Annotated in this window: 13 protein-coding genes and 1 tRNA gene; 8 read left to right on the top strand and 6 right to left on the bottom strand. The window is 63.1% G+C overall.

The window, feature by feature from the left end; genetic code table 11:
- Nucleotides 1–199: 199 nt before the first annotated feature.
- A complete protein-coding gene (gene mfd / locus KHO30_RS16725) occupies nt 200–3,682 on the bottom strand; it encodes a transcription-repair coupling factor (RefSeq protein ID WP_211701622.1) in 3,483 nt (1,160 codons plus the stop codon).
- Between the two features lie 121 nt (nt 3,683–3,803).
- On the opposite strand from mfd, the gene ispD reads away from it, so the two are divergent.
- Complete coding sequence (gene ispD, locus KHO30_RS16720) at nt 3,804–4,520, top strand: 2-C-methyl-D-erythritol 4-phosphate cytidylyltransferase (protein WP_093632678.1); 717 nt, start codon at nt 3,804–3,806, stop codon at nt 4,518–4,520.
- Between the two features lie 46 nt (nt 4,521–4,566).
- A complete protein-coding gene (ispF, locus tag KHO30_RS16715) occupies nt 4,567–5,046 on the top strand; it encodes a 2-C-methyl-D-erythritol 2,4-cyclodiphosphate synthase (protein ID WP_093632679.1) in 480 nt (159 codons plus the stop codon).
- Nucleotides 5,047–5,166: 120 nt separating this feature from the next.
- On the opposite strand, the gene KHO30_RS16710 is transcribed toward ispF, so the two are convergent.
- From KHO30_RS16710 to ompR, 3 genes are all read right to left on the bottom strand, one after another.
- Entirely contained in the window at nt 5,167–5,715 is a 549-nt protein-coding gene (locus tag KHO30_RS16710; RefSeq protein ID WP_093632680.1) for a peroxiredoxin, read from the bottom strand.
- Nucleotides 5,716–5,901: 186 nt separating this feature from the next.
- Entirely contained in the window at nt 5,902–7,251 is a 1,350-nt protein-coding gene (locus tag KHO30_RS16705) for an ATP-binding protein (RefSeq protein ID WP_093632681.1), read from the bottom strand.
- 193 nt (nt 7,252–7,444) lie between these two features.
- The gene (ompR, locus tag KHO30_RS16700) at nt 7,445–8,179 is read right to left on the bottom strand and encodes an osmolarity response regulator transcription factor OmpR (protein WP_006048917.1); all 735 of its coding nucleotides are present in this window, start codon (nt 8,177–8,179) and stop codon (nt 7,445–7,447) included.
- A 229-nt stretch (nt 8,180–8,408) separates the two neighbouring features.
- Between ompR and KHO30_RS39300 the strand changes: the two genes are divergently transcribed.
- From KHO30_RS39300 to KHO30_RS16690, 3 genes are all read left to right on the top strand, one after another.
- Nucleotides 8,409–8,741 carry a hypothetical protein gene (locus KHO30_RS39300; protein ID WP_093632682.1) on the top strand — a complete coding sequence of 111 codons (333 nt, stop codon included), beginning with the start codon at nt 8,409–8,411 and terminating at the stop codon, nt 8,739–8,741.
- Between the two features lie 183 nt (nt 8,742–8,924).
- Complete coding sequence (locus KHO30_RS16695) at nt 8,925–10,565, top strand: DUF1800 domain-containing protein (protein WP_244864065.1); 1,641 nt, start codon at nt 8,925–8,927, stop codon at nt 10,563–10,565.
- A 127-nt stretch (nt 10,566–10,692) separates the two neighbouring features.
- The gene (locus KHO30_RS16690) at nt 10,693–11,910 is read left to right on the top strand and encodes a DUF1501 domain-containing protein (RefSeq protein WP_093632683.1); all 1,218 of its coding nucleotides are present in this window, start codon (nt 10,693–10,695) and stop codon (nt 11,908–11,910) included.
- Between the two features lie 53 nt (nt 11,911–11,963).
- Here the strand turns inward: KHO30_RS16690 and KHO30_RS16685 are convergent, their stop codons facing one another.
- On the bottom strand, nt 11,964–12,788 hold the full coding sequence (locus tag KHO30_RS16685) for a squalene/phytoene synthase family protein (protein WP_093632684.1): 825 nt from the start codon (nt 12,786–12,788) through the stop codon (nt 11,964–11,966).
- 219 nt (nt 12,789–13,007) lie between these two features.
- On the opposite strand from KHO30_RS16685, the gene KHO30_RS16680 reads away from it, so the two are divergent.
- A tRNA-Leu gene (locus KHO30_RS16680) sits at nt 13,008–13,094 on the top strand.
- Nucleotides 13,095–13,191: 97 nt separating this feature from the next.
- Here the strand turns inward: KHO30_RS16680 and KHO30_RS16675 are convergent.
- Nucleotides 13,192–13,485, bottom strand: coding sequence for a hypothetical protein (locus KHO30_RS16675; RefSeq protein ID WP_093632685.1), 294 nt, complete (start codon nt 13,483–13,485; stop codon nt 13,192–13,194).
- Between the two features lie 515 nt (nt 13,486–14,000).
- Here KHO30_RS16675 and KHO30_RS16670 point away from each other — a divergent pair.
- Together KHO30_RS16670 and KHO30_RS16665 are read left to right on the top strand one after the other, a co-directional pair.
- Nucleotides 14,001–17,417 (top strand): DUF2339 domain-containing protein, encoded by a 3,417-nt coding sequence (locus KHO30_RS16670; protein ID WP_211701621.1) that lies wholly within the window; start codon nt 14,001–14,003, stop codon nt 17,415–17,417.
- Complete coding sequence (locus tag KHO30_RS16665) at nt 17,414–18,913, top strand: DUF3999 domain-containing protein (protein WP_211701620.1); 1,500 nt, start codon at nt 17,414–17,416, stop codon at nt 18,911–18,913. The genes KHO30_RS16670 and KHO30_RS16665 overlap by 4 nt, the downstream gene beginning before the upstream one ends.
- Nucleotides 18,914–18,937 lie beyond the last annotated feature (24 nt).

Genomic DNA, 18,937 nt, shown 5'->3' with positions numbered 1-18,937 from the left:
CATTTGAGTCTTTCGATCATACCCAAAAAAAACGCACCCGTATGCTGCGGCGCGCATTTGCGCACCGCAGCATAAACAAAAAAACGGCTAGACGTACCCCGTTTTTTTAATGGTGCCGCCGTTGGTTCCGTTGGCGGCGCCGGTGTTGACACCGGTGTTGCCGCGACACCGGCGTGCGGGTACGCAACGGTGCGCAGCCTTAGCGCGCGGCAGCCGTGGCCGCTGTGCCGCGGCTGGGCGTGCCGAGTGCGCGCAAGGTTTCTTTCACCGTCGCTACACGCACGGCCAGATCCGGGCTGCGCGTTTCAATGCGCAGCTTGTCCTGGCCCGCGAGCTTGATGTGTTTGTGTTTCTGCACCATCTCGATGATCCGCATCGCGTCGATCGGCGGATTGGGGATGAACTGCAAGCCGATCACCGTTTCGCCTGCATCGATCTTCGAAATGCCCAAGGGTTTCGCCGCCAGCCGCAGGCGATGCGTCTCGACAAGCGCATGCGCTTGTGGCGGCAACTTGCCGAAGCGGTCGATCAACTCCTCCTGAATGCCGTCGATGGAATCGTTGTGTTCGCAATTAGCGAGGCGCTTGTAAAGCGACAGGCGTTCCTGCACGTCGCCGCAATAGTCCGCCGGCAGAATCGCGGGGGCGTGCAGATTGATCTCGGTGGTCGCCGCGAGCGGTGCCGTAAGGTCCGGTTCCTTGCCTTCCTTGAGCGCCTTCACGGCGTCGTTCAGCATGTCGGTGTAAAGCTGGAATCCGATCTCCTGAATCTCGCCCGATTGCTTGTCGCCGAGCACTTCACCCGTCCCGCGAATTTCGAGGTCGTGCATCGCGAGATAGAAGCCCGAACCGAGTTCCTCCATCTGCTGGATCGCTTCGAGACGGCGCTGCGCCTGCTTGGTCAGTCCTTGCGGGTCATGCACCAGCAGATACGAATACGCCTGGTGATGCGAGCGGCCCACGCGGCCACGCAGCTGATGCAATTGCGCGAGACCGAACTTGTCGGCGCGGTGAATCAGAATCGTGTTGGCGCTCGGCACGTCGATACCGGTTTCGATAATCGTCGTGCACAGCAGAACGTTCGCGCGTTGCGCAACGAAGTCACGCATCACGCGTTCGAGTTCGCGCTCATGCATCTGTCCGTGCGCAACGGCGATACGTGCTTCCGGCACGAGTGCTTCCAGCATCTGCCGGCGATTCTCGATCGTTTCGACTTCGTTGTGCAGGAAGTACACCTGACCGCCACGCTTCAACTCGCGCAACATCGCTTCGCGAATCACGCTGTCTTCTTCGCGACGCACGAAGGTTTTGATCGCGAGGCGCTTTTGCGGCGCGGTGGCAATCACGGAGAAATCGCGCAGGCCTTCGAGCGCCATGCCGAGCGTACGCGGGATCGGCGTTGCGGTGAGCGTCAGCACATCGACTTCGGCGCGCAACGCTTTCAAAGCCTCTTTCTGACGCACGCCGAAACGGTGTTCCTCGTCGATGATCACGAGCCCCAGCCGCTTGAACTGCACATCCGACGACAGCAGCTTGTGCGTGCCGATCACGATATCGACCGTGCCTTCGTTGATCTGCTGGATCGCCGCGTTGACTTCCTTGGTCGACTTGAAGCGCGACAATTCGGCGATCCGCACCGGCCAGTCGGAGAAGCGATCGCTAAAGGTTTGCGTGTGCTGTTCGGCGAGCAGCGTGGTGGGCGAGAGCAGCGCAACCTGTTTGCCGCCCATCACCGCGATGAATGCCGCGCGCAAGGCCACCTCGGTCTTGCCGAAGCCGACGTCGCCGCACACGAGGCGGTCCATCGGTTTGCCGCTCGTCATGTCGCCGATCACGGCAGCAATCGCCGCGGCCTGGTCCGGCGTTTCTTCGAAGCCGAAGCTTTCGGCAAACTTCACATAGTCTCTCGGTTCGAGCGCGAATGCATGGCCTTCGCGCAGGGCGCGGCGAGCGTACAGGTTCAGCAACTCGGCCGCGGTGTCGCGGATCTGCTGCGCGGCTCTTCGCTTGGCCTTTTCCCACTGGCCTGAGCCGAGCGAATGCAAGGGCGCGCTTTCCGGATCTGCGCCGCTGTAACGCGAGATCACGTGCAATTGCGCGACCGGCACGTAAAGCTTGCTGTCGCCTGCGTATTCGAGATGCAGGAACTCGGTTTCGCCTTCGCCGAGATCCATCGTGACGAGGCCCATATAGCGGCCGATGCCGTGCTGCGAATGCACGACCGGATCGCCGAGCTTCAGCTCGGACAGATCCCGCACCATCGAATCGACGTTGCTCGCCTGCTCCTGACGGCGGCGCCCGGTGCGGCGCGCGAGCGGGCCGTAAAGTTCGGTCTCGGTGATGATCGCGATGCCGTCGACGGGCACCGCAAAGCCGTTCGCCAAAGGCGCGACGCCTAGCGAAAAACGTTCGTCGCTCGTGAGCCAGTCCTGGAAGCTGTCGCTCGATACGGGCCTGAGGTGATTGTCGGCCAGCAACTGCAAGAGCGTTTCACGACGGCCCGCCGATTCCGTCGCGAACAGCACGCGGTTCGGCGTGGTCTCGAGATAGGTGCGCAAGGCCGAGACCGGATCTTCCGCGTGACGGTCGATCGCCAGATCCGGCAGCGGGGTCGACCAGCCGCCGCCCGCGTTGGCGGGCAAGGCGAGCCGCGCGAACGGCTTGGCGAACGCAAAGAAATCCTCGTCCGAGAGGAACAGACGCTGCGGCTCCAGAATCGGCCGGTCGCGATCGTGCGACAGGAAGTTGTAGCGCTGTTTGGTGTCGTTGGTGAAGCGCCGGATCGCCGCGTCCAGATCGCCGACGAATGCCAGCTGCGCGCCTTCGGGCAGGTAGTGGAACAGCGTCGCCGTTTCTTCGAAGAAGAGCGGCAAATAATATTCGATGCCCGCCGACGGCACGCCGTTGCCGATGTCCTTGTAAATCGACGCGCGGCTCGGATCGCCCTCGAAGGTCTCGCGCCAGCGGCTGCGGAAAGCCGTGCGCGCTGCTTCGTCGAAGGGGAATTCGCGGCCGGGCAACAGACGCACGTCCTTTACCGGATAGAGGCTGCGCTGGGTGTCCGGGTCGAACGCGCGGATCGAATCGACCTGGTCGTCGAACAGGTCGATCCGGTACGGCAGGGGCGAGCCCATCGGGTAGAGGTCCAGCAGCGAGCCGCGCACGCAGTATTCGCCCGGACGCACCACCTGGCTCACGTGCTCGTAGCCGGCGAGCGTCAACTGCGCTTTGAGCTTGGCCTCGTCGAGGCGTTCACCTTGCGAGAAGGAGAACGTGTAGCCCGCCATGAACGAGGCGGGCGGCATCCGGTACAAAGCGGTGGTGGCCGGCACCAGCAGGATGTCGCAGCGGCCTTCGCCCAGATCGTGCAGCGTGGCGAGGCGCTCGGAGACCAGGTCCTGGTGGGGCGAAAAGGTATCGTAAGGCAGCGTTTCCCAGTCGGGCAGCAAACGCACGCGTGCCTCGGGCGCAAAAAAGCTGATTTCCTGCGCCAGCCGCTGCGCGTCGACGGCGCTTTCGCAGACGACCGCCAGCAGCGGCACCTTCTCGCGGTAGGCGAGATGGTAGCGGGCGATCAGCAGCGCGTCGGACGAGCCGTGCGTGCCGTCGAAGGCGAAACGCTGGCCGGCTTTGACGAGCGCGACGGGCGGGGAGTACTGCGATGATGCGGCGATGTCTGGCATAGAAGAGAAAAAGCGGCCTCGGGCTCACACGTGATCGGCAAGTTTACGCGTGTCGGGGCGTAGATGCGAAGGACCTATTATAAAATCCGTCCTTTACTTCGACCTCGCGGCATCCGCACTCGTGACTTCCCGTCTATTTGCCCTGATTCCGTGCGCTGGCACCGGCAGCCGTTCCGGCGCCGCGATGCCCAAACAATATCGCACTGTCGCCGGTCGCGACATGTTGCATTACTCGCTGGCGGCTTTCGACGCCTGCAGCGAGTTTGCGCAAACCCTTGTCGTGATTGCCCCCGACGACCAGCACTTCGACGCCCGCCGCTTCAGCGGCTTGCGTTTCGCCGTGCGCCGCGCCGGCGGGGCGTCGCGCCAGGCGTCGGTGCTGAACGGGCTGCACGCGCTGGCCGAATTCGGCGCGCGCGACGACGACTGGGTGCTGGTGCACGACGCCGCCCGGCCGGGCATCACGCCTGGCTTGATCCGCACGCTGATCGGCGCGCTGAAGGACGACCCGGTGGGCGGCATCATGGCCTTGCCGGTGGCGGACACCTTGAAGCGGATCGACCCAGCCTCGTCGGACGGGCGGATTGCCCGCACCGAGGCGCGCGATGGCCTGTGGCAAGCGCAAACGCCGCAGATGTTCCGCATCGGCATGTTGCGCGAGGCGATTTTGCGCGCGCAAGCGGACGGCCACGATTTGACCGACGAAGCAAGCGCGATCGAGTGGCTGGGGCACGCGCCCCGCCTGGTGCAGGGGAGTTTGCGCAACTTCAAGGTCACTTATCCGGAAGACTTCGATCTGGCCGAGGCGATTTTGTGCCGACCGTCTTCGGCTTCCTGAATGGATAAATCAGATTTTAATCAATGGGCTTGAGGACTTGACGCATATGGATTTCAGAATTGGGCAGGGTTATGACGTGCATGCGCTGGTGCCGGGACGTCCGCTGATTATCGGCGGCGTGACGATTCCTTATGAGCGCGGGCTGCTCGGGCATTCGGATGCGGATGTACTGTTGCATGCGATTACCGATGCTATTTTCGGCGCGGCCGCGATGGGCGATATTGGGCGGCATTTCTCCGATACGGATGCGAAGTTCGCTGGTGCGGATAGCCGGGTTTTATTGCGGGAGTGTTTTGCGCGCGTTAAAGCTGCCGGGTTTTCCATTGCCAATGTGGATAGCAGCGTGGTTGCTCAGGCGCCCAAGCTGGCGCCGCATATCGAAGGGATGCGGGCTAATATCGCTGCGGATCTTAACCTGCCGGTCGAGCGGGTTAATGTTAAAGCCAAGACTAATGAGAAGCTGGGCTACCTCGGACGAGGCGAGGGCATTGAAGCGCAGGCGGTGGTTTTGTTAATCAAGAATTGATATTGGATTTTGGTTTTGGTGTTTGCGGTGCATCCACAAAAACCATGAGCGCGCAGCGAAAAAACTTAATCCCGCTGCGCGCGAAAAAAACCTGTCCATCTTCAGCAGCAATACGCGGCTTTACAGCGTTGCACCGCCGATCGGGCGATTGCACGGGCACTCTTCGTTCGTTTGAAGAGCGTCGAGAATACGCAGCACTTCTGTCGGGTTGCGGCCGACATTCAGGTTGTTCACGGAAACGTGTTGAATCGTATTGTCCGGATCGACGATGAACGTTGCGCGCAGCGCCACGCCGGCTTCCTGGTCGCGCACACCGAGCTGGTCGATCAACTCACCCTTCACGTCACCAAACGAATAGTGGTTTAGCCTGCTCAGCTCCTTTAGCTCGCGGCGCCAGGCCAGCTTGACGAATTCATTGTCCACACTGCCGCCGAGCAGTACGGCATCGCGCTCTTCGAAGTCCTTGACCAGCTTGTCGAACTCGACGATTTCGGTCGGGCACACGAACGTGAAGTCTTTCGGATAGAAGTAGATGATTTTCCACTTGCCCGGAAACGACTGCTCCGTGATCTCTTCGAACGCGGACACGCCATTTTCTTCATGATTGTTGAAGCCCGGCTTGGCCGCAGTGACGGTGAACGCTTCGACTTTATCGCCAACGGTTTTCATGCAAGAGCTCCTTCGTGAGATGGGAAAGCAGCATGTTCGACGCTGTCAGCTCGTCGTAACAGGCACGTTGCACGTTTTCGAGTATGGCCCTATGAGGTTATGCGCTCAATAGTGTTTGGCTAGCGCCTTGGAGCGATATGACTCAACGCGGTCGACCGCCTCACGGGCTGCGCGACGCCCAGCCGGTCAGGCGCCTTTTGCGAGCGGAAACTCGATTGTGACCTCGAGGCCCGGACCTGGTGTGCGGTTGCGCAGACGCAGCGCGCCGCGATAACGGCCTACCAGCCGCTGCACGATGGCCATGCCGAGGCCCGTGCCGTTCGCCTGGGTGCGCGCGGAATTCACGCGATAGAACGGTCGCGTGACAAGCGCCAATTGGTCTTCAGGAATTCCTGGCCCTTCGTCGACCACGGACAACTCGACCCGCGAGTGCGATACCCGGGTTTCCAGAATCACGTGCGGTATGCCGTCGCCGTCGCTCAAACCGTACTTGCGCGCGTTTTCCAGCAGATTGCCCACCACGCGCCGCATGTCGGTCTCATCGGCCTCGATCACCGCCGAGGGCGCGAGACGCGTGATCAGCCGCATGCTGTCCTCGCTTTGCATCCGCGCGGCAAGCTCGCCTGCAATCACCGACAGGTCGACGGGCTCCGGCACCCGCTGCACCGGACGCGCGTAATCGAGGAACCGGCCGATGATCATGTCCATCTGCTCGATGTCGTCGACCATCGCGTCTTTGGTGATCTGGTCGGACGGGCTCATTTCGGTTTCGAGCCGCAGCCGTGCGAGCGGCGTGCGCAGATCGTGCGAGATACCGGCGAGCATCAGCGCGCGGTCGGCCTCGAGCTGTTCGAGGTCCTGCACCATCTGGTTGAAACTGCGATTGGTCTCGGCGGCCACGCCCATGCCGCGCTCGGGCAAGGGCTCTGGCGACTGGCCCGAGCCGACCTTGCGAGCAGCCATGGCGAGCCGGGCGAACGGGCGGTTCACGAGACTGGTGATGAAGGCCGCGCCGAATAGTGATAGCGCCAGCGCGAACACGCCCCAGCCGGCCCATTGCAGGCCCGTCGCGTTGTCGAGTTGATCGCGGTCGAGCGCCACCCAGTAATCGTCGTCGTCGATCTTGAAGCTGATCCAGACGCCGGGGATGTCATTCACGCTCTGTGCAATGACCGTGTCGTCGCCGAGGCGGCCGCGAATGTCGTGTTCGATCAGCCGGTTCAGCGACTCGTCGGGTTGGAGCTTGTACTTGTCGGTGGTTTCGCGCGGGTACACGCGCACCCCTTCATTGCTCTCCAGATCCTGCAGCAAGGCGCGCCGCAGGTCAGGATCGGAATAGAGGAGTGCGGTGCGCGTGAGCTTGACGATGGCGACCAACTGCAACGCCACGCGCTGCGCGCGCGGCTCGCGTTCGATCACCCGAAAGCTCTGGAACCACGCGGCGAGACTGACTGCGATCAACAGCGCGATCAACAGAAAGGTCCGCCAGAAAAGGCCGCCGAACGCGAGCGTCAGGAGGCGCCGGTCGATCCGCATGGGCCCTTCTTATCTGGAACTAGCTTGTATGGGACCGGAGTAGTCGCGCTGACGCGCGAACTCTGGTCGACCGCTTTGCATGGGACCAGAGATAAGGCGCTAAAGCGCCAACTCTGGTCGACCGCTTTGCATGGGACCAGAGATAAGGCGCTGAAGCGCCAACTCTGGTCGACACTGGGGTGTGAGAGCAAACTCAGGCTGCACCGTCCGGAATGAACACGTAGCCGAGACCCCAGACGGTTTGGATGAAACGCGGGCTGCCCGGATCCGGTTCGATCAGCTTGCGCAGACGCGAAATCTGCACGTCGAGACTGCGGTCGAACACTTCGTATTCACGGCCGCGTGCCAGTTCCATCAGCTTTTCACGCGACAGCGGCTGACGCGGATGGCGCGCAAACACCTTCAGCACCGAGAACTCGCCGGTGGTGAGCGGTATTTCCTGGCCGGCCTTGGTGAGCGTGCGGGTGGCGAGATTCAGCGCGAACTCGCCGAACTCGAACACCTCGGTGGTTTCGGACGGCGCACCCGGCAGCTCCGACGGCGATTGCCGGCGCAGCACCGCGTGGATCCGCGCGACCAGTTCGCGCGGGTTGAACGGCTTGGGCAGGTAGTCGTCGGCGCCCATTTCGAGGCCGACGATACGATCGACGTCTTCACCCTTGGCCGTCAGCATGATGATCGGCGTGCGGTCGTTGCTGCCGCGCAGGCGGCGACAGATCGACAGGCCGTCTTCGCCTGGCAGCATCAGATCGAGCACCAGCAAGTCGAAGCGCTCACGCACCCAGAGCTTGTTCATGGACGGCGCGTTCTCGGCAACGTAGACATTGAAGCCCTGTTCACCGAGGTAGCGGCGCAGCAGATCGCGCAGGCGCGGATCGTCGTCGACGACGAGGATTTTCGAAGGGTTTTTGGTTTCCATGGTCGGCATCTTAGCGCGATTAGAAAGTAGCGCGCGGTTGCATCATTTATCGGGTTACAGTCAGTTACAAAATTTACCCGCACTGTGGCACGACGTAAAGCATGGGCAGGTAGACTCCTTTACTGAATGCGGCTGTTCGGTGGATACTTCACACGACTAAAACTCTCGCACCCGGCTCGCTACCGGGGTTTGTATACGCATTTGAGGTAGCCGGTTGCCGCGCCACGAAGGGAACAACATGAAGGGAGGGGTTTGGCCGAATGTGCGCCTGAGCGTAATTGCACTGGCGATTGCCGGTACGCTTGCAGGCACACTAGGACCAACGCTCGCCCACGCCCAGCCTTCGGCCGACAGAGCTGCGAGCGAGCGCGGCCCCAAGCCGCCTAATTCCAAAGCGGGCCGCCACAACCCCAGCGTCACTAACGACCGCCCTGCGTCAGACGTGATGTTGCGCACTGCAGTTCCCCCTGATCTCGATCAACGCCGTCGTGATGGCCATATGACGCCCGACGAGCGGCGCCTGTTACGGCAGCACATCGAAGACGCTGTCCGCGAGCTCTATAAGAGGTAGCTATTTTCGTGCCTGCTCCTGGGCACGCTGGTCGCCGCTCCTCTGCGCGTGAAAGATTTCGTTGCACTTCCCCCGTCAACTTTCCCGTTCCATCTGCCGTTGAGTCGCCAGAGCACAGCGCGTGCATAGAGCGTTTTTCCATGCGCGAATGCCTTTCCGTGATGCCCCGCAACCGGATGACCGATGATGAAAGTGCTGACAGGCGGTAAAGATGGGCGCTGGCTGGCAGTCATGGCCACGGCGTTAGTGGCCGTGACGTGGTGTGCACCGGCGCCGGCCGTGCAGCAGGGCGCCTCTATCTCTCATGCTCCCCACAACAAGCATCGCGCGCCGTCTGCCGCGTCAGCCGTTTCCGTGGCCGACCAGGACACCCTCGACGCCGACGATGCCCGCTTTTTCCTGACGCGCGTCGGCTTTGCGCCCGATAGCGGCGAGGTCGCGCAATACGTCGGCCTCACGCGCGAGCAGGCAGTGGACAAGGTGCTCGCAACAGCCCGAACCGAATCTGTCACGCCGCTGCCGGACTGGGTGCTCGAACCCATCCCGACGCGCGACATTCGCAAGACATGGACGGACGATCAACGCCGCGACGAGCAGCGGCTGCGCGGCCAACGTTACGAACTATTACGTGCGTGGTGGGTGCGCGAGATGCTGGGCACGCCGTCGCCGTTGACCGAGCGCATGACGCTCTTCTGGCACAACCACTTCACCTCCGGCCAGGACAAGGTCCAGTATCCGCAGCAGATGGCGCAGCAGAACATGCTGTTGCGCCGCGACGCGCTGGGCAACTTCGGCGAGTTGTTGCACGACGTCGCGAAAGATCCGGCGATGCTGCAATACCTCGACGGTGCCAGCAATCGCAAGGGCAAGCCCAACGAAAACTTCGCGCGTGAAGTGATGGAGCTGTTCACGCTCGGCGAAGGGCACTACACACAACGTGACGTATCGGAAGCCGCGCGTGCCTACACGGGGTGGAGTCTCGACCCCGACACCCAGGCTTACGTGTGGCGCGCCAACCTGCACGACGATGGCGACAAGACCGTGCTCGGTCAAACGGGTCCGTTCGACGGCGATCAGGTGCTCGACATCCTTCTTGCGCGACCGGAAACCGCGACCTTCGTCACGACCAAACTGTGGCGCGAGTTCGTCTCCGACACACCGGACCCCGCTCGCATCGCGCCGATCGCTGCCCAGTTCCGCGCGAGTCATTACGATATCAAGGTCGCGCTGCGCGGCCTTTTCATGAGCGACGCGTTCTGGGACGACGGCGATCGCGGCGTGCTAGTGAAATCGCCGGTTGAATTCGTGGTCGGGACACTGCGTGCGTTCGACATTGGCTACGACAACACGGCGCCATTCGCCGCACAGATCCGCACGCTTGGCGAGAACCTGTTCTACCCGCCCAACGTCAAAGGATGGCCGGGCGGTACGATATGGATCAATAGCTCGACGCTGCTGGCGCGCAAGCAATTCGTCGAGCAACTGTTTCGCGCGACTGAAACCGCCCGTCCGCAGCGCGTGAACAATCCGGTGGGCGCAAAGATCGCGGCGAGTGGCGCACCTGGCAATATGCCGGCGAGTCAGCCGATGCAGCGCGCGATGGCGCGAGTCGGCCCGGTCAGCCAGGGTGGCGTACGCTTTGATATCGACACGTGGCTTGCGCATTACAACACCGCGCCGACGGCGAAGCCGGGGCTGTCGGCGGAGCTTCAGTTGCAGCACGCGGTCTTGCCGCTCACGCCAGTCGACGCGATCGAAACCGATTCGACCGCCAGCGCTTATCTGGAGGCGCTGCTGATGGACCCGGCTTATCAGCTGAAGTGAGAAAGTGAGCAGCGCGGACGGGCGACGGAATTGAGCCGCTCAACCGTATAACGCCGATGAGCAGCGCAAATAAACGATCCGTCGAAGGCGGCAAGACACGCGCCATGACAATCGAACGAGGTGCAGGATGAAAAGACGCAGCTTTCTCTCGATGGGCGCAGCCGCCAGCGCAACGCTCTGGTTGCCACGCGCGTTCGGTGCGCAGGCGGCAGAAGTGGGCGGCTCAGCGAATCGAGGCTACGGCAACCTGCTGATCCTCGTCGAACTGAAGGGCGGCAACGACGGTTTGAATACCGTGATTCCGTTTGCCGATCCCACTTACTATCAGCTGCGTAAAAACATCGGCATCAAACGTGAGCAGGCGATCCAGCTCGACGAGCGCACCGCGCTGCATCCGTCGTTGCAGCCGCTGATGCCACTTTGGCAGAGCCAGCAACTGGCGATCGTGCAGGGCGTCAGCTACGCGCAACCGAACCTGTCGCATTTCCGCTCGATCGAGATCTGGGACACCGCCTCGCGTTCGGATCAATATCTGCGGGAGGGCTGGCTCACACGCGCGTTCGCGCAGACGCCGGTGCCCGCCGGTTTTGCCGCCGACGGCGTGGTGATCGGTAGCGCCGAAATGGGACCGCTTGCCAACGGCGCACGCGCGATCGCGCTGGTCAATCCTGCACAGTTCGTCAAGGCTTCGCGCCTCGTCACGCCGGTGTCGCTGCACGAGCGCAATCCGGAATTGGCGCACATTCTCGACGTCGAGAATGACATCGTGAAAGCCGCCGATCGTCTGCGTCCCACACAAGGTCAGGCGCAATTGAAGACGGTGTTTCCCGGCGGCGCATTCGGCGGTTCGATCAAGACGGCGATGCAGGTGCTCGCGGCCGGGAATACTCCGCAAGGACAGCCGAAGAGCGGGCAGGGTGTGGCGGTGATCCGTTTGACGCTGAACGGTTTCGATACGCACCAGAATCAGCCGGGTCAACAGGCGGCGCTGCTCAAACAACTGGCCGATGGGTTTGCGTCGATGAAATCGGCGCTGGTGGAACTCGGCCGCTGGAACGAGACGCTGGTGATGACCTATGCCGAGTTCGGCCGGCGCCCGCGTGAGAATCAGAGCAACGGCACCGATCACGGCACCGTGGCGCCGCATTTCGTCATGGGCGGGCGAGTGCGGGGCGGTTTGTACGGCGTGCCGCCGGTGCTCGCGCGGCTCGATGGCAATGGCAACTTGCCGGTCGGCGTCGATTTTCAGCAACTCTACGCGACCGTGCTCGGGCCGTGGTGGGGGCTCGACGCGTCCGCGATCCTGCAGCAGCGGTTCGAACCGCTGCCGTTGCTACGCGTCTGACGATGGACAGCGTTGCCTCATCAGCATGAGCCAACGGCCGTTGTGTCGCTCGCCTACCTCGCGCGCCACGCGATCCAGAGTTTGCGGATCGGCGTCAACGCAATGCGCTGATGCAGCACGTGATAGCCGTCGCGTTCGATTTCATCCAGCAGCGCCAGGGCGAGCGCTGCCTGCGCCACGAGCGTGCGCTGCGAGCGGCGCTCATTTGCGGGCATGGCGGCGAGCGCTGCTTGCAACGCGTCGCGCGCACGCTTGGTCTCGAAGCGCATCAGCTCGGTAAACGCGTCGGAATATTTCCTGTTGATCAGATCCGCAGCGGTGACGTTAAAGCGCTGCATTTCGTCGATCGGAATATAGATGCGGCCGTGGCGCGCGTCATTGCCGGTTTCGGCGACGAACTGCGCAAGCTGCAGCGCCTCGCCGAGCGCCGCGGACCAGGTCGATGCCTGCGCGCTGTCTTTCGCCGAAGCACGCGCGACCAGCGACGCGAAGGTGCCGCCGACGCCTTGCACATAGCGCCTCAGATTCGGGTAGTCGAGATAGCGCGCCTGGTCGAGGTCCATTTCGAAACCGGCGAGCAATGCCTGCAACTCGGGATATTCGGTTTCTACGTTGGGCAGATAAGCCGCCAGCGCCTTGGAAACCGGATGTGACGGTGAGCCCGAAGCCAGCGCGGCGAGTTCGTTTTGCCACCACGCGAGTTTGGTGCGGCCGATGGCCGGATCGCTGGTTTCCTTAACGGTTTCCTCGAACTCGCGACGCAGCGCGAACAGCGCGGTCAGGAGCGGTTGGCTTGCCGCGGGCGCCCGCCGAAGCGCATAGTAAGTGCTCGATCCGGGCGGCGCCGCTTTTTGCTGGCAGTATTCGTCGAAATTCACGGGATAGGAATGTGGGGAAGGGCGGGCGAACAAGGGCACGTCGTGCGTGCGTTTAGCGAAAAATTGTAGCATCGACGCCCAATGGGCCGATGCACGAGCAAATGCAGACAACTGCGAATCAATCGGTTAGAATCTCGCGCTTACGCTTTCGGGCGCGGGTTTTAACGCGGCCGTGGGCATGCAGGACATCGGGCACAACGCACAGCGCTTTGCCCGGCTGCGAGGGTGGCGAAATTGGTAGACGCACCAGGTTTAGGTCCTGACGCCCGCAAGGGTGTAGGGGTTCGAGTCCCCTCCCTCGCACCAACAAATATGTAGCAGAGAACCCCGTTAAGTCTTTGGACTGACGGGGTTTTTTGTTTTTCTTGCGACCTGGTGCCAGGCCTGGTGGGCCCGGCAGCGCTCAGGCGTCCGGTGCTGGCGGTTGCGGTTCGGCTTGCGTGCCTGGCAACTCGGCTTGCACGGCGCCTTCGAGAAAGCGGCGGGTCGATTCGAACGCCTGTAGCATCGGATCGGGCCACGGCGTTTGCAGCATGACGGCCTGGTGGTTTTCGAACGCCGACGACAACAGTTTCGCCAGCTCGGGCGAGCGCAGATGACGCAGCACGACACTGACGGCGATCGCCGTCGCCTGGCTCGCGCCGGCGGTTTGAAGTTCTGAAGCGGTGAGGGCCGCTACCTGTTTGTTGATGTCCACTGAAGCTTCCCTGGATGAAATGGGGGTGACTGAAGGCCTGGCGGCCGATCCCGAATTTTGACATGGTTGACGGGTTGCCGCGAACGCGGCTGTCTCGGCGGGGCTGCCGTGTTCGCTGCGGGACGATGGTTTTCAGCGCGGTCAGTCTATTGAGCAATATGGAGTCGGACACCGCTGCTGGATTCGTCCAGGTAATTGGTGTGCCCGTCGAACTGCGCCCGAGATTGGGTGGTATCCGTTGTCATCCATATTGCGTAAATTGTTAAATGCACGCGATGCGCTCATGCCCACCCGCCGGCGGATTAATCTCTGGAAATAAGCGCGCAAAGTTGGGAAAAACCGATATGCATCAGCAAATAAGCGTCACGATCCGACAGCGCTCGCCCGATGGCTCAAAAGCGTGCTTTACGTGGTATTCTGCGCGCCGATTTTCGCTGTATTGCTGACGCGATATTCTCGGATTAATCCGGGCGACAAATGGATCTCGCAACAGAAGACAATAAAAGAGGGATGCGATGAGCGTGATATTTGCCGTGATCGGCGTGGTGGTCGGGATAATCGCCGCCGTGTCGAACGATTTCTCGATCGGCTTCGGTGCATTGGTGGGTGGGGTGGCCGGCGTTGCGATTGCGCGGCTGTTGCAAAAGAAGCGTCCGGGTGTCGCGAACGAACCCACATCCAAGCCGGCTGCGGCCTATAGCTTGAGCCAACCCGGCAGCCCATCCGGCACATTGGCCGAGCGCGTCGAGCAACTCGAGCGCGAGATCGTCGCGCTGCGCGGCGAGATCCACGAATTGCGGGCCAGCGTTACAGGCGTATCGGCGACTGAAAGCGTGGATGGCGATCCTGCGGCGCTCAAACTGCGTCCGGCCAACGTTGTGCCGCGTCCGTACGCGATGCCGCCCGTGGTGGGGCAGAGGTCGCATCCCGAGTCTGAGGCAATGCCGGCGCAGCCAGCCGCTGTGCGCCCGACGACGAGCGCCACTGCGGTCACGCCACCCGTGTCGACCGGCACGCCTGCATCGAGCGCTTCAGGTGCATCAAGCACGCTGAGTGCTCAGCCAACCAGCCCGATGACGCTGTCGCCATCCGCCGGGCCCGCGCTTTCCACCGAACAACTGCCAGCGCAAACCCCGCCCGCACCACCGTCTCCGCCGCGCGGTCCCAATCTCGCCGAACGCCTCTTCAAAAGTGGCCGCGACTGGCTATTCGGCGGCAACACGGTCGTGCGGGTCGGCATCATCGTGCTGTTCTTCGGCATTGCGTTCCTGCTCAAATACGCAGCCGACAACAGCCTGCTGCCGATCGAATTCCGCCTTGCCGGCGTCGCGCTTGCCGCAACCGTGCTGATCGGACTCGGCTGGCGCATCGGCGAGCGCCGCGGCGCCTACGGGCTGATTCTGCAGGGCGGTGGCGTCGGCGCGCTCTATCTGACCGTGTTCGCTGCAACCAGGCTCTACCATCTGCTGCCGGCGGGCGCCGCCTTGCCGCTGATGATCGCGATTTGCGGCTTGAGCGCGTTTCTGGCAGTGCGGCAGAACGCTTCGTCGCTGGCCTTCATGGGCAGCGCGGGCGGCTTCCTCGCGCCGGTGCTCCTCTCGACGGGCGGTGGCAGTCACGTGATGTTGTTCAGCTACTACGCGCTGCTCAACGCGGGCATCTTCGCGATCGCGTGGTTCAAGGCGTGGCGGCCTCTCAATCTGCTCGGCTTCGTGTTCACGTTTTCGATCGGCGCCGCGTGGGGCGTGACGGCCTACCGGCCCGAGCTGCTTGCCAGCACCGAGCCGTTCCTGATCCTGTTCTTCCTGATGTATGTCGGCATCGCGCTGCTCTACGCGGTGCGCCGCGAGGTCGCGCTCAAGCATTACGTCGACGGCACGCTGGTGTTCGGCACGCCACTCGTTGCGATCGGTCTGCAAGCGGCGCTGATGAAAGGCACCGAATTCGGTCTCGCGTGGAGCGCGGTGGCGCTGGCCGCGTTCTACCTCGCGATCGCGGGGTGGCTCGCGCGGCGGCGCGCGCACCTCGGCATGATGTTCGAAGCCATGCTCGCGCTGGCCGTGATCTTTGCAACGCTCGCCGTCCCGCTCGCTTTCACCGGACCGACCACGAGCGCGACCTGGGCAATCGAAGGCGCCGCGATCACCTGGCTCGCTGTGCGTCAGCGGCGCCTGATCGCTTTCGGCTTCGGCTTGCTGATGCAACTGGCCGCGGCGGGTGCGTATGTGGTCGGCACGCTTGCGCAGATCGATGCCGCGCATGCCTGGCCGGTGCTCAACGGTGCGTACATCGCGAGCGTGCTGATCGCGGTCGCGGGCATCTTCACGGGATGGCGGCTGCATGGGCGCAGCGAGGCGGGCGCGTGGCACGCGTGGATGCCTCAGATTGGCCTTGTCGCCGGCGTGTGGGGGCTGTCGTGGTGGATATTGGGTGGTCTCAGCGAAATTAACACGTATGCGCAGACCCATCTTGCGTATGACCGCGATCGCTTCGAGACTGCCGTCGTCGCGTTGTTCGCCGTTTTGACAGCGTGGCTCGCGCACGGCACGCGCCGCAAGCTGCGTTGGCCGCTCGTCGAACTTCCGGCGCTCGCGCTCGTGCCGGTTCTCGCTCTGCTGACCTTGGGCCTGTTCGTGTTGAGCATGGCGCCGGTCAGCGGTTACGGTTGGCTGGTTTGCGCGGTCGCCGCCGCGTCCACCTACTTGCTGCTGTGGCGTCAGCAACGCGATGTCGGCGATCGTGTGCTTGCGCCGCTTCATACGCTGATGTTCTGGACCGCCGGCGCGCTCGTCGCGCTCGAAGGCTATTGGGGCCTGCGCGCCTACGTGCCGGAAGGCGCATGGAGCTGGAGCGCGTGGGCTTATGGCTTCGGCATTCTGCTGCTGTTGGTGGCGGGCGTCGGGCATCGTTTGCGCTGGCCGGTCGCGCGTTTCGTAATGGCCTATCAGGTGTGGGCCGCGGCGCCGCTCGCCGCCTTGCTGTGGGCCTGGAGCATCGCGAGCGTGACGAGCGACGGCAGCGCCGCGCCGCTCTTCTGGCTGCCGATTCTCAATCCACTGGATGTCGCGCAGATCCTCGCGTTCATCGCCTGCGCCGTGTGGCTGCGGCGGTTGCGCGCACTCGGTGTGCACTGGCATCCGCGGGCCTTCGACTATGCGGTGCTCGCGACGCTGTTCCTATGGTTCAACGCGTTGCTGCTGCGCACGCTGCATCATCATTTCCATGCGGCGTACGATGTCGATGCAGTGCTGGCGTCGTTCAATTTTCAGCAGGTGTTTCTGGTCGGCTGGAGCGCGTTTGCATTTGCCGGGCTGTGGCTCGCGCGTCGCGACAGCATCGTGCGCTTGTGCGCGATTGCATCGACGCCGCTCGTTCTGGTGATGTGGGTGTGGACGTTCTACGCGAACCTGACACAGGACGGCGGCGCGTGGGCGCAGCTGCCGCTGCTCAATCCGCTCGACCTGGTGCAGGCGGTGATTTTTGCGCTGGCGGCGTTGTGGCTCGTGCGCATCAGCCGGCTGGGTGTGCCGGTCGGCGAATACCGTGTGCCCTTGCAGGTGACGGTCGGCGTGACCGGATTCATCTGGCTCAATGCGATGCTGCTGCGCACGCTGCATCATTGGATCGGCGTGCCGTATCAGCTCGACGAGATGTCACATTCGATGCTCGTGCAGGCCTCGGTATCGGTGTTCTGGACGGTCTGCGCGTTGGCTATGATGATTTGGGCAACGCGCCGGGCCAGCCGGATATTCTGGTTCATCGGCGGCGGCCTGCTGGCGGCGACCGTCGTCAAGCTGTTCCTGTTCGATTTGTCACACGTGACGGGTATCGAACGGATCGTGTCGTTCATCGGTATCGGCCTGATGCTGCTGCTGATAGGCTACTTCTCGCCGTTGCCGCCCAAGGCGGCCGTTCTGGAATCTGAGCAATGAAGCGTGTCCTGATAGCGACGGGGTGGTGTCTCGCGATCTCGTCTGTGTGGGTATCGACGGCGGCCGTTGCGGCCGACCGTTTTGCCCAGCGTTTTGCGCTCGAACTCGAAAGCGGCGCCGCCTATTACAGCGTGCCGCTGCCGGCGGCCGTTTACGCTGCCAGTCAGCGCAACGATCTCGGTGATGTGCGCGTATTCAATGGCGCCGGCGAACCTGTGCCGTATTCGCTTGACGCGCCACGCGAGTCAGCCCGCGCGCCGGCCACATTGCGAACGGTGCACTGGTTTCCCTTGCCGCCCGCCGCTTCCGGCGGCACCGGTGCGCCACTCGGCGTGACGATTGCCGCCGACGGCTCGCTGCGGGCAACCTCGGCGCCGCCTGATCGCTCGCAACATGACACCGATCTGATTGACGTCGCGCGCGAAGTGCGAGGCGAAGCGCGGGTCGATGCCTTGGTCGTGCATGTGCGTGACGACAATTACCAGGGGCGTGTCAGTGTCGAGTCGAGTGACGATCTGCGCAACTGGCAACCCGCGGGCGAGGCACAACTGCTCAAGGTCAGCTACAACGGCAGCACGCTGAGCCAGGATCGCATCGAGCTCAACGGGATGCGCGCGCGTTATCTGCGTTTGCACTGGCTCGACGGCGCGCCGTATGTCGAATCGATCGACGCTCAGGTGCAGGTGTCCAGCGCCGGCGCGGCGCAGCGCGCGGATATGCAACGGCAATGGCGCGAAGGGATCGTCGCCCATCCGGGGCCGAAAGCCGGTGAGTATTTCTTCGAGAGCGGTGGGCCGTATCCCGTCGATCGTTTGCGTCTGAATCTCCCGCAGCCGAATACGGTGGCGCCGGCCGTCGTCTATTCGCGCTCGGGTCTGGAGACGGCGTGGCGAGAGGTATCGAGCGCAACGCTGTTCCGCTTGCATAACGGCACGGTGGAACAGAGCAATCCATCGCTTGAAATGGAGCCCGACACGGATCGCCACTGGCGCGTGGTGGTCGACACGCGCAATGGCGGTTTGGGAAGCGGGGCGTTGACAGTCGCCGAGGGCTGGCGTCCGGCGACGCTCACCTTTGTCGCGCGCGGCGCGGCGCCGTTTACGTTGGCGGTGGGGAATGCGGCTGCGGTGTCGTCGGCGGTGAGCCGGGCGGATCTGCTGATGGGCGCTTCGTCGGTTGCAGTGATGGCGCGGGTGGGTGAGGAATTGCCCGTTGGGCCGGAGGCTGATGCGCAGTCATCGGGCAAAGACCCCGATGCAATGCGGCGCTACATGTTGTGGGCCGCTTTGTTGTTGGCCGTCGGCTCGCTCGGCGCGATTGCCTGGCGGCTTGCGCGTGGCGCTCAGGGGCAGGCTGCGGCTCAGGCTCACGGCGTGGCCGACGGCGGCGGTGGAGTGGCCGACGATGGTCTCGGCGGCGAGTCGGGTGCGGCGAGCGCTACAACTAAGGACGCAGGCAGCGCCAGCGTTGACGGTCAAAGCACCGAAACGAAGTGACTTCGGCGCGAGCGGACTTCGGCG

The sequence above is a fragment of the Paraburkholderia aspalathi genome, from assembly GCF_905220735.1.
GTDB lineage: Bacteria > Pseudomonadota > Gammaproteobacteria > Burkholderiales > Burkholderiaceae > Paraburkholderia > Paraburkholderia aspalathi.
Note: the sequence above shows the minus strand (reverse complement) of the source record. Positions and strands in the feature narration are given on the sequence as shown.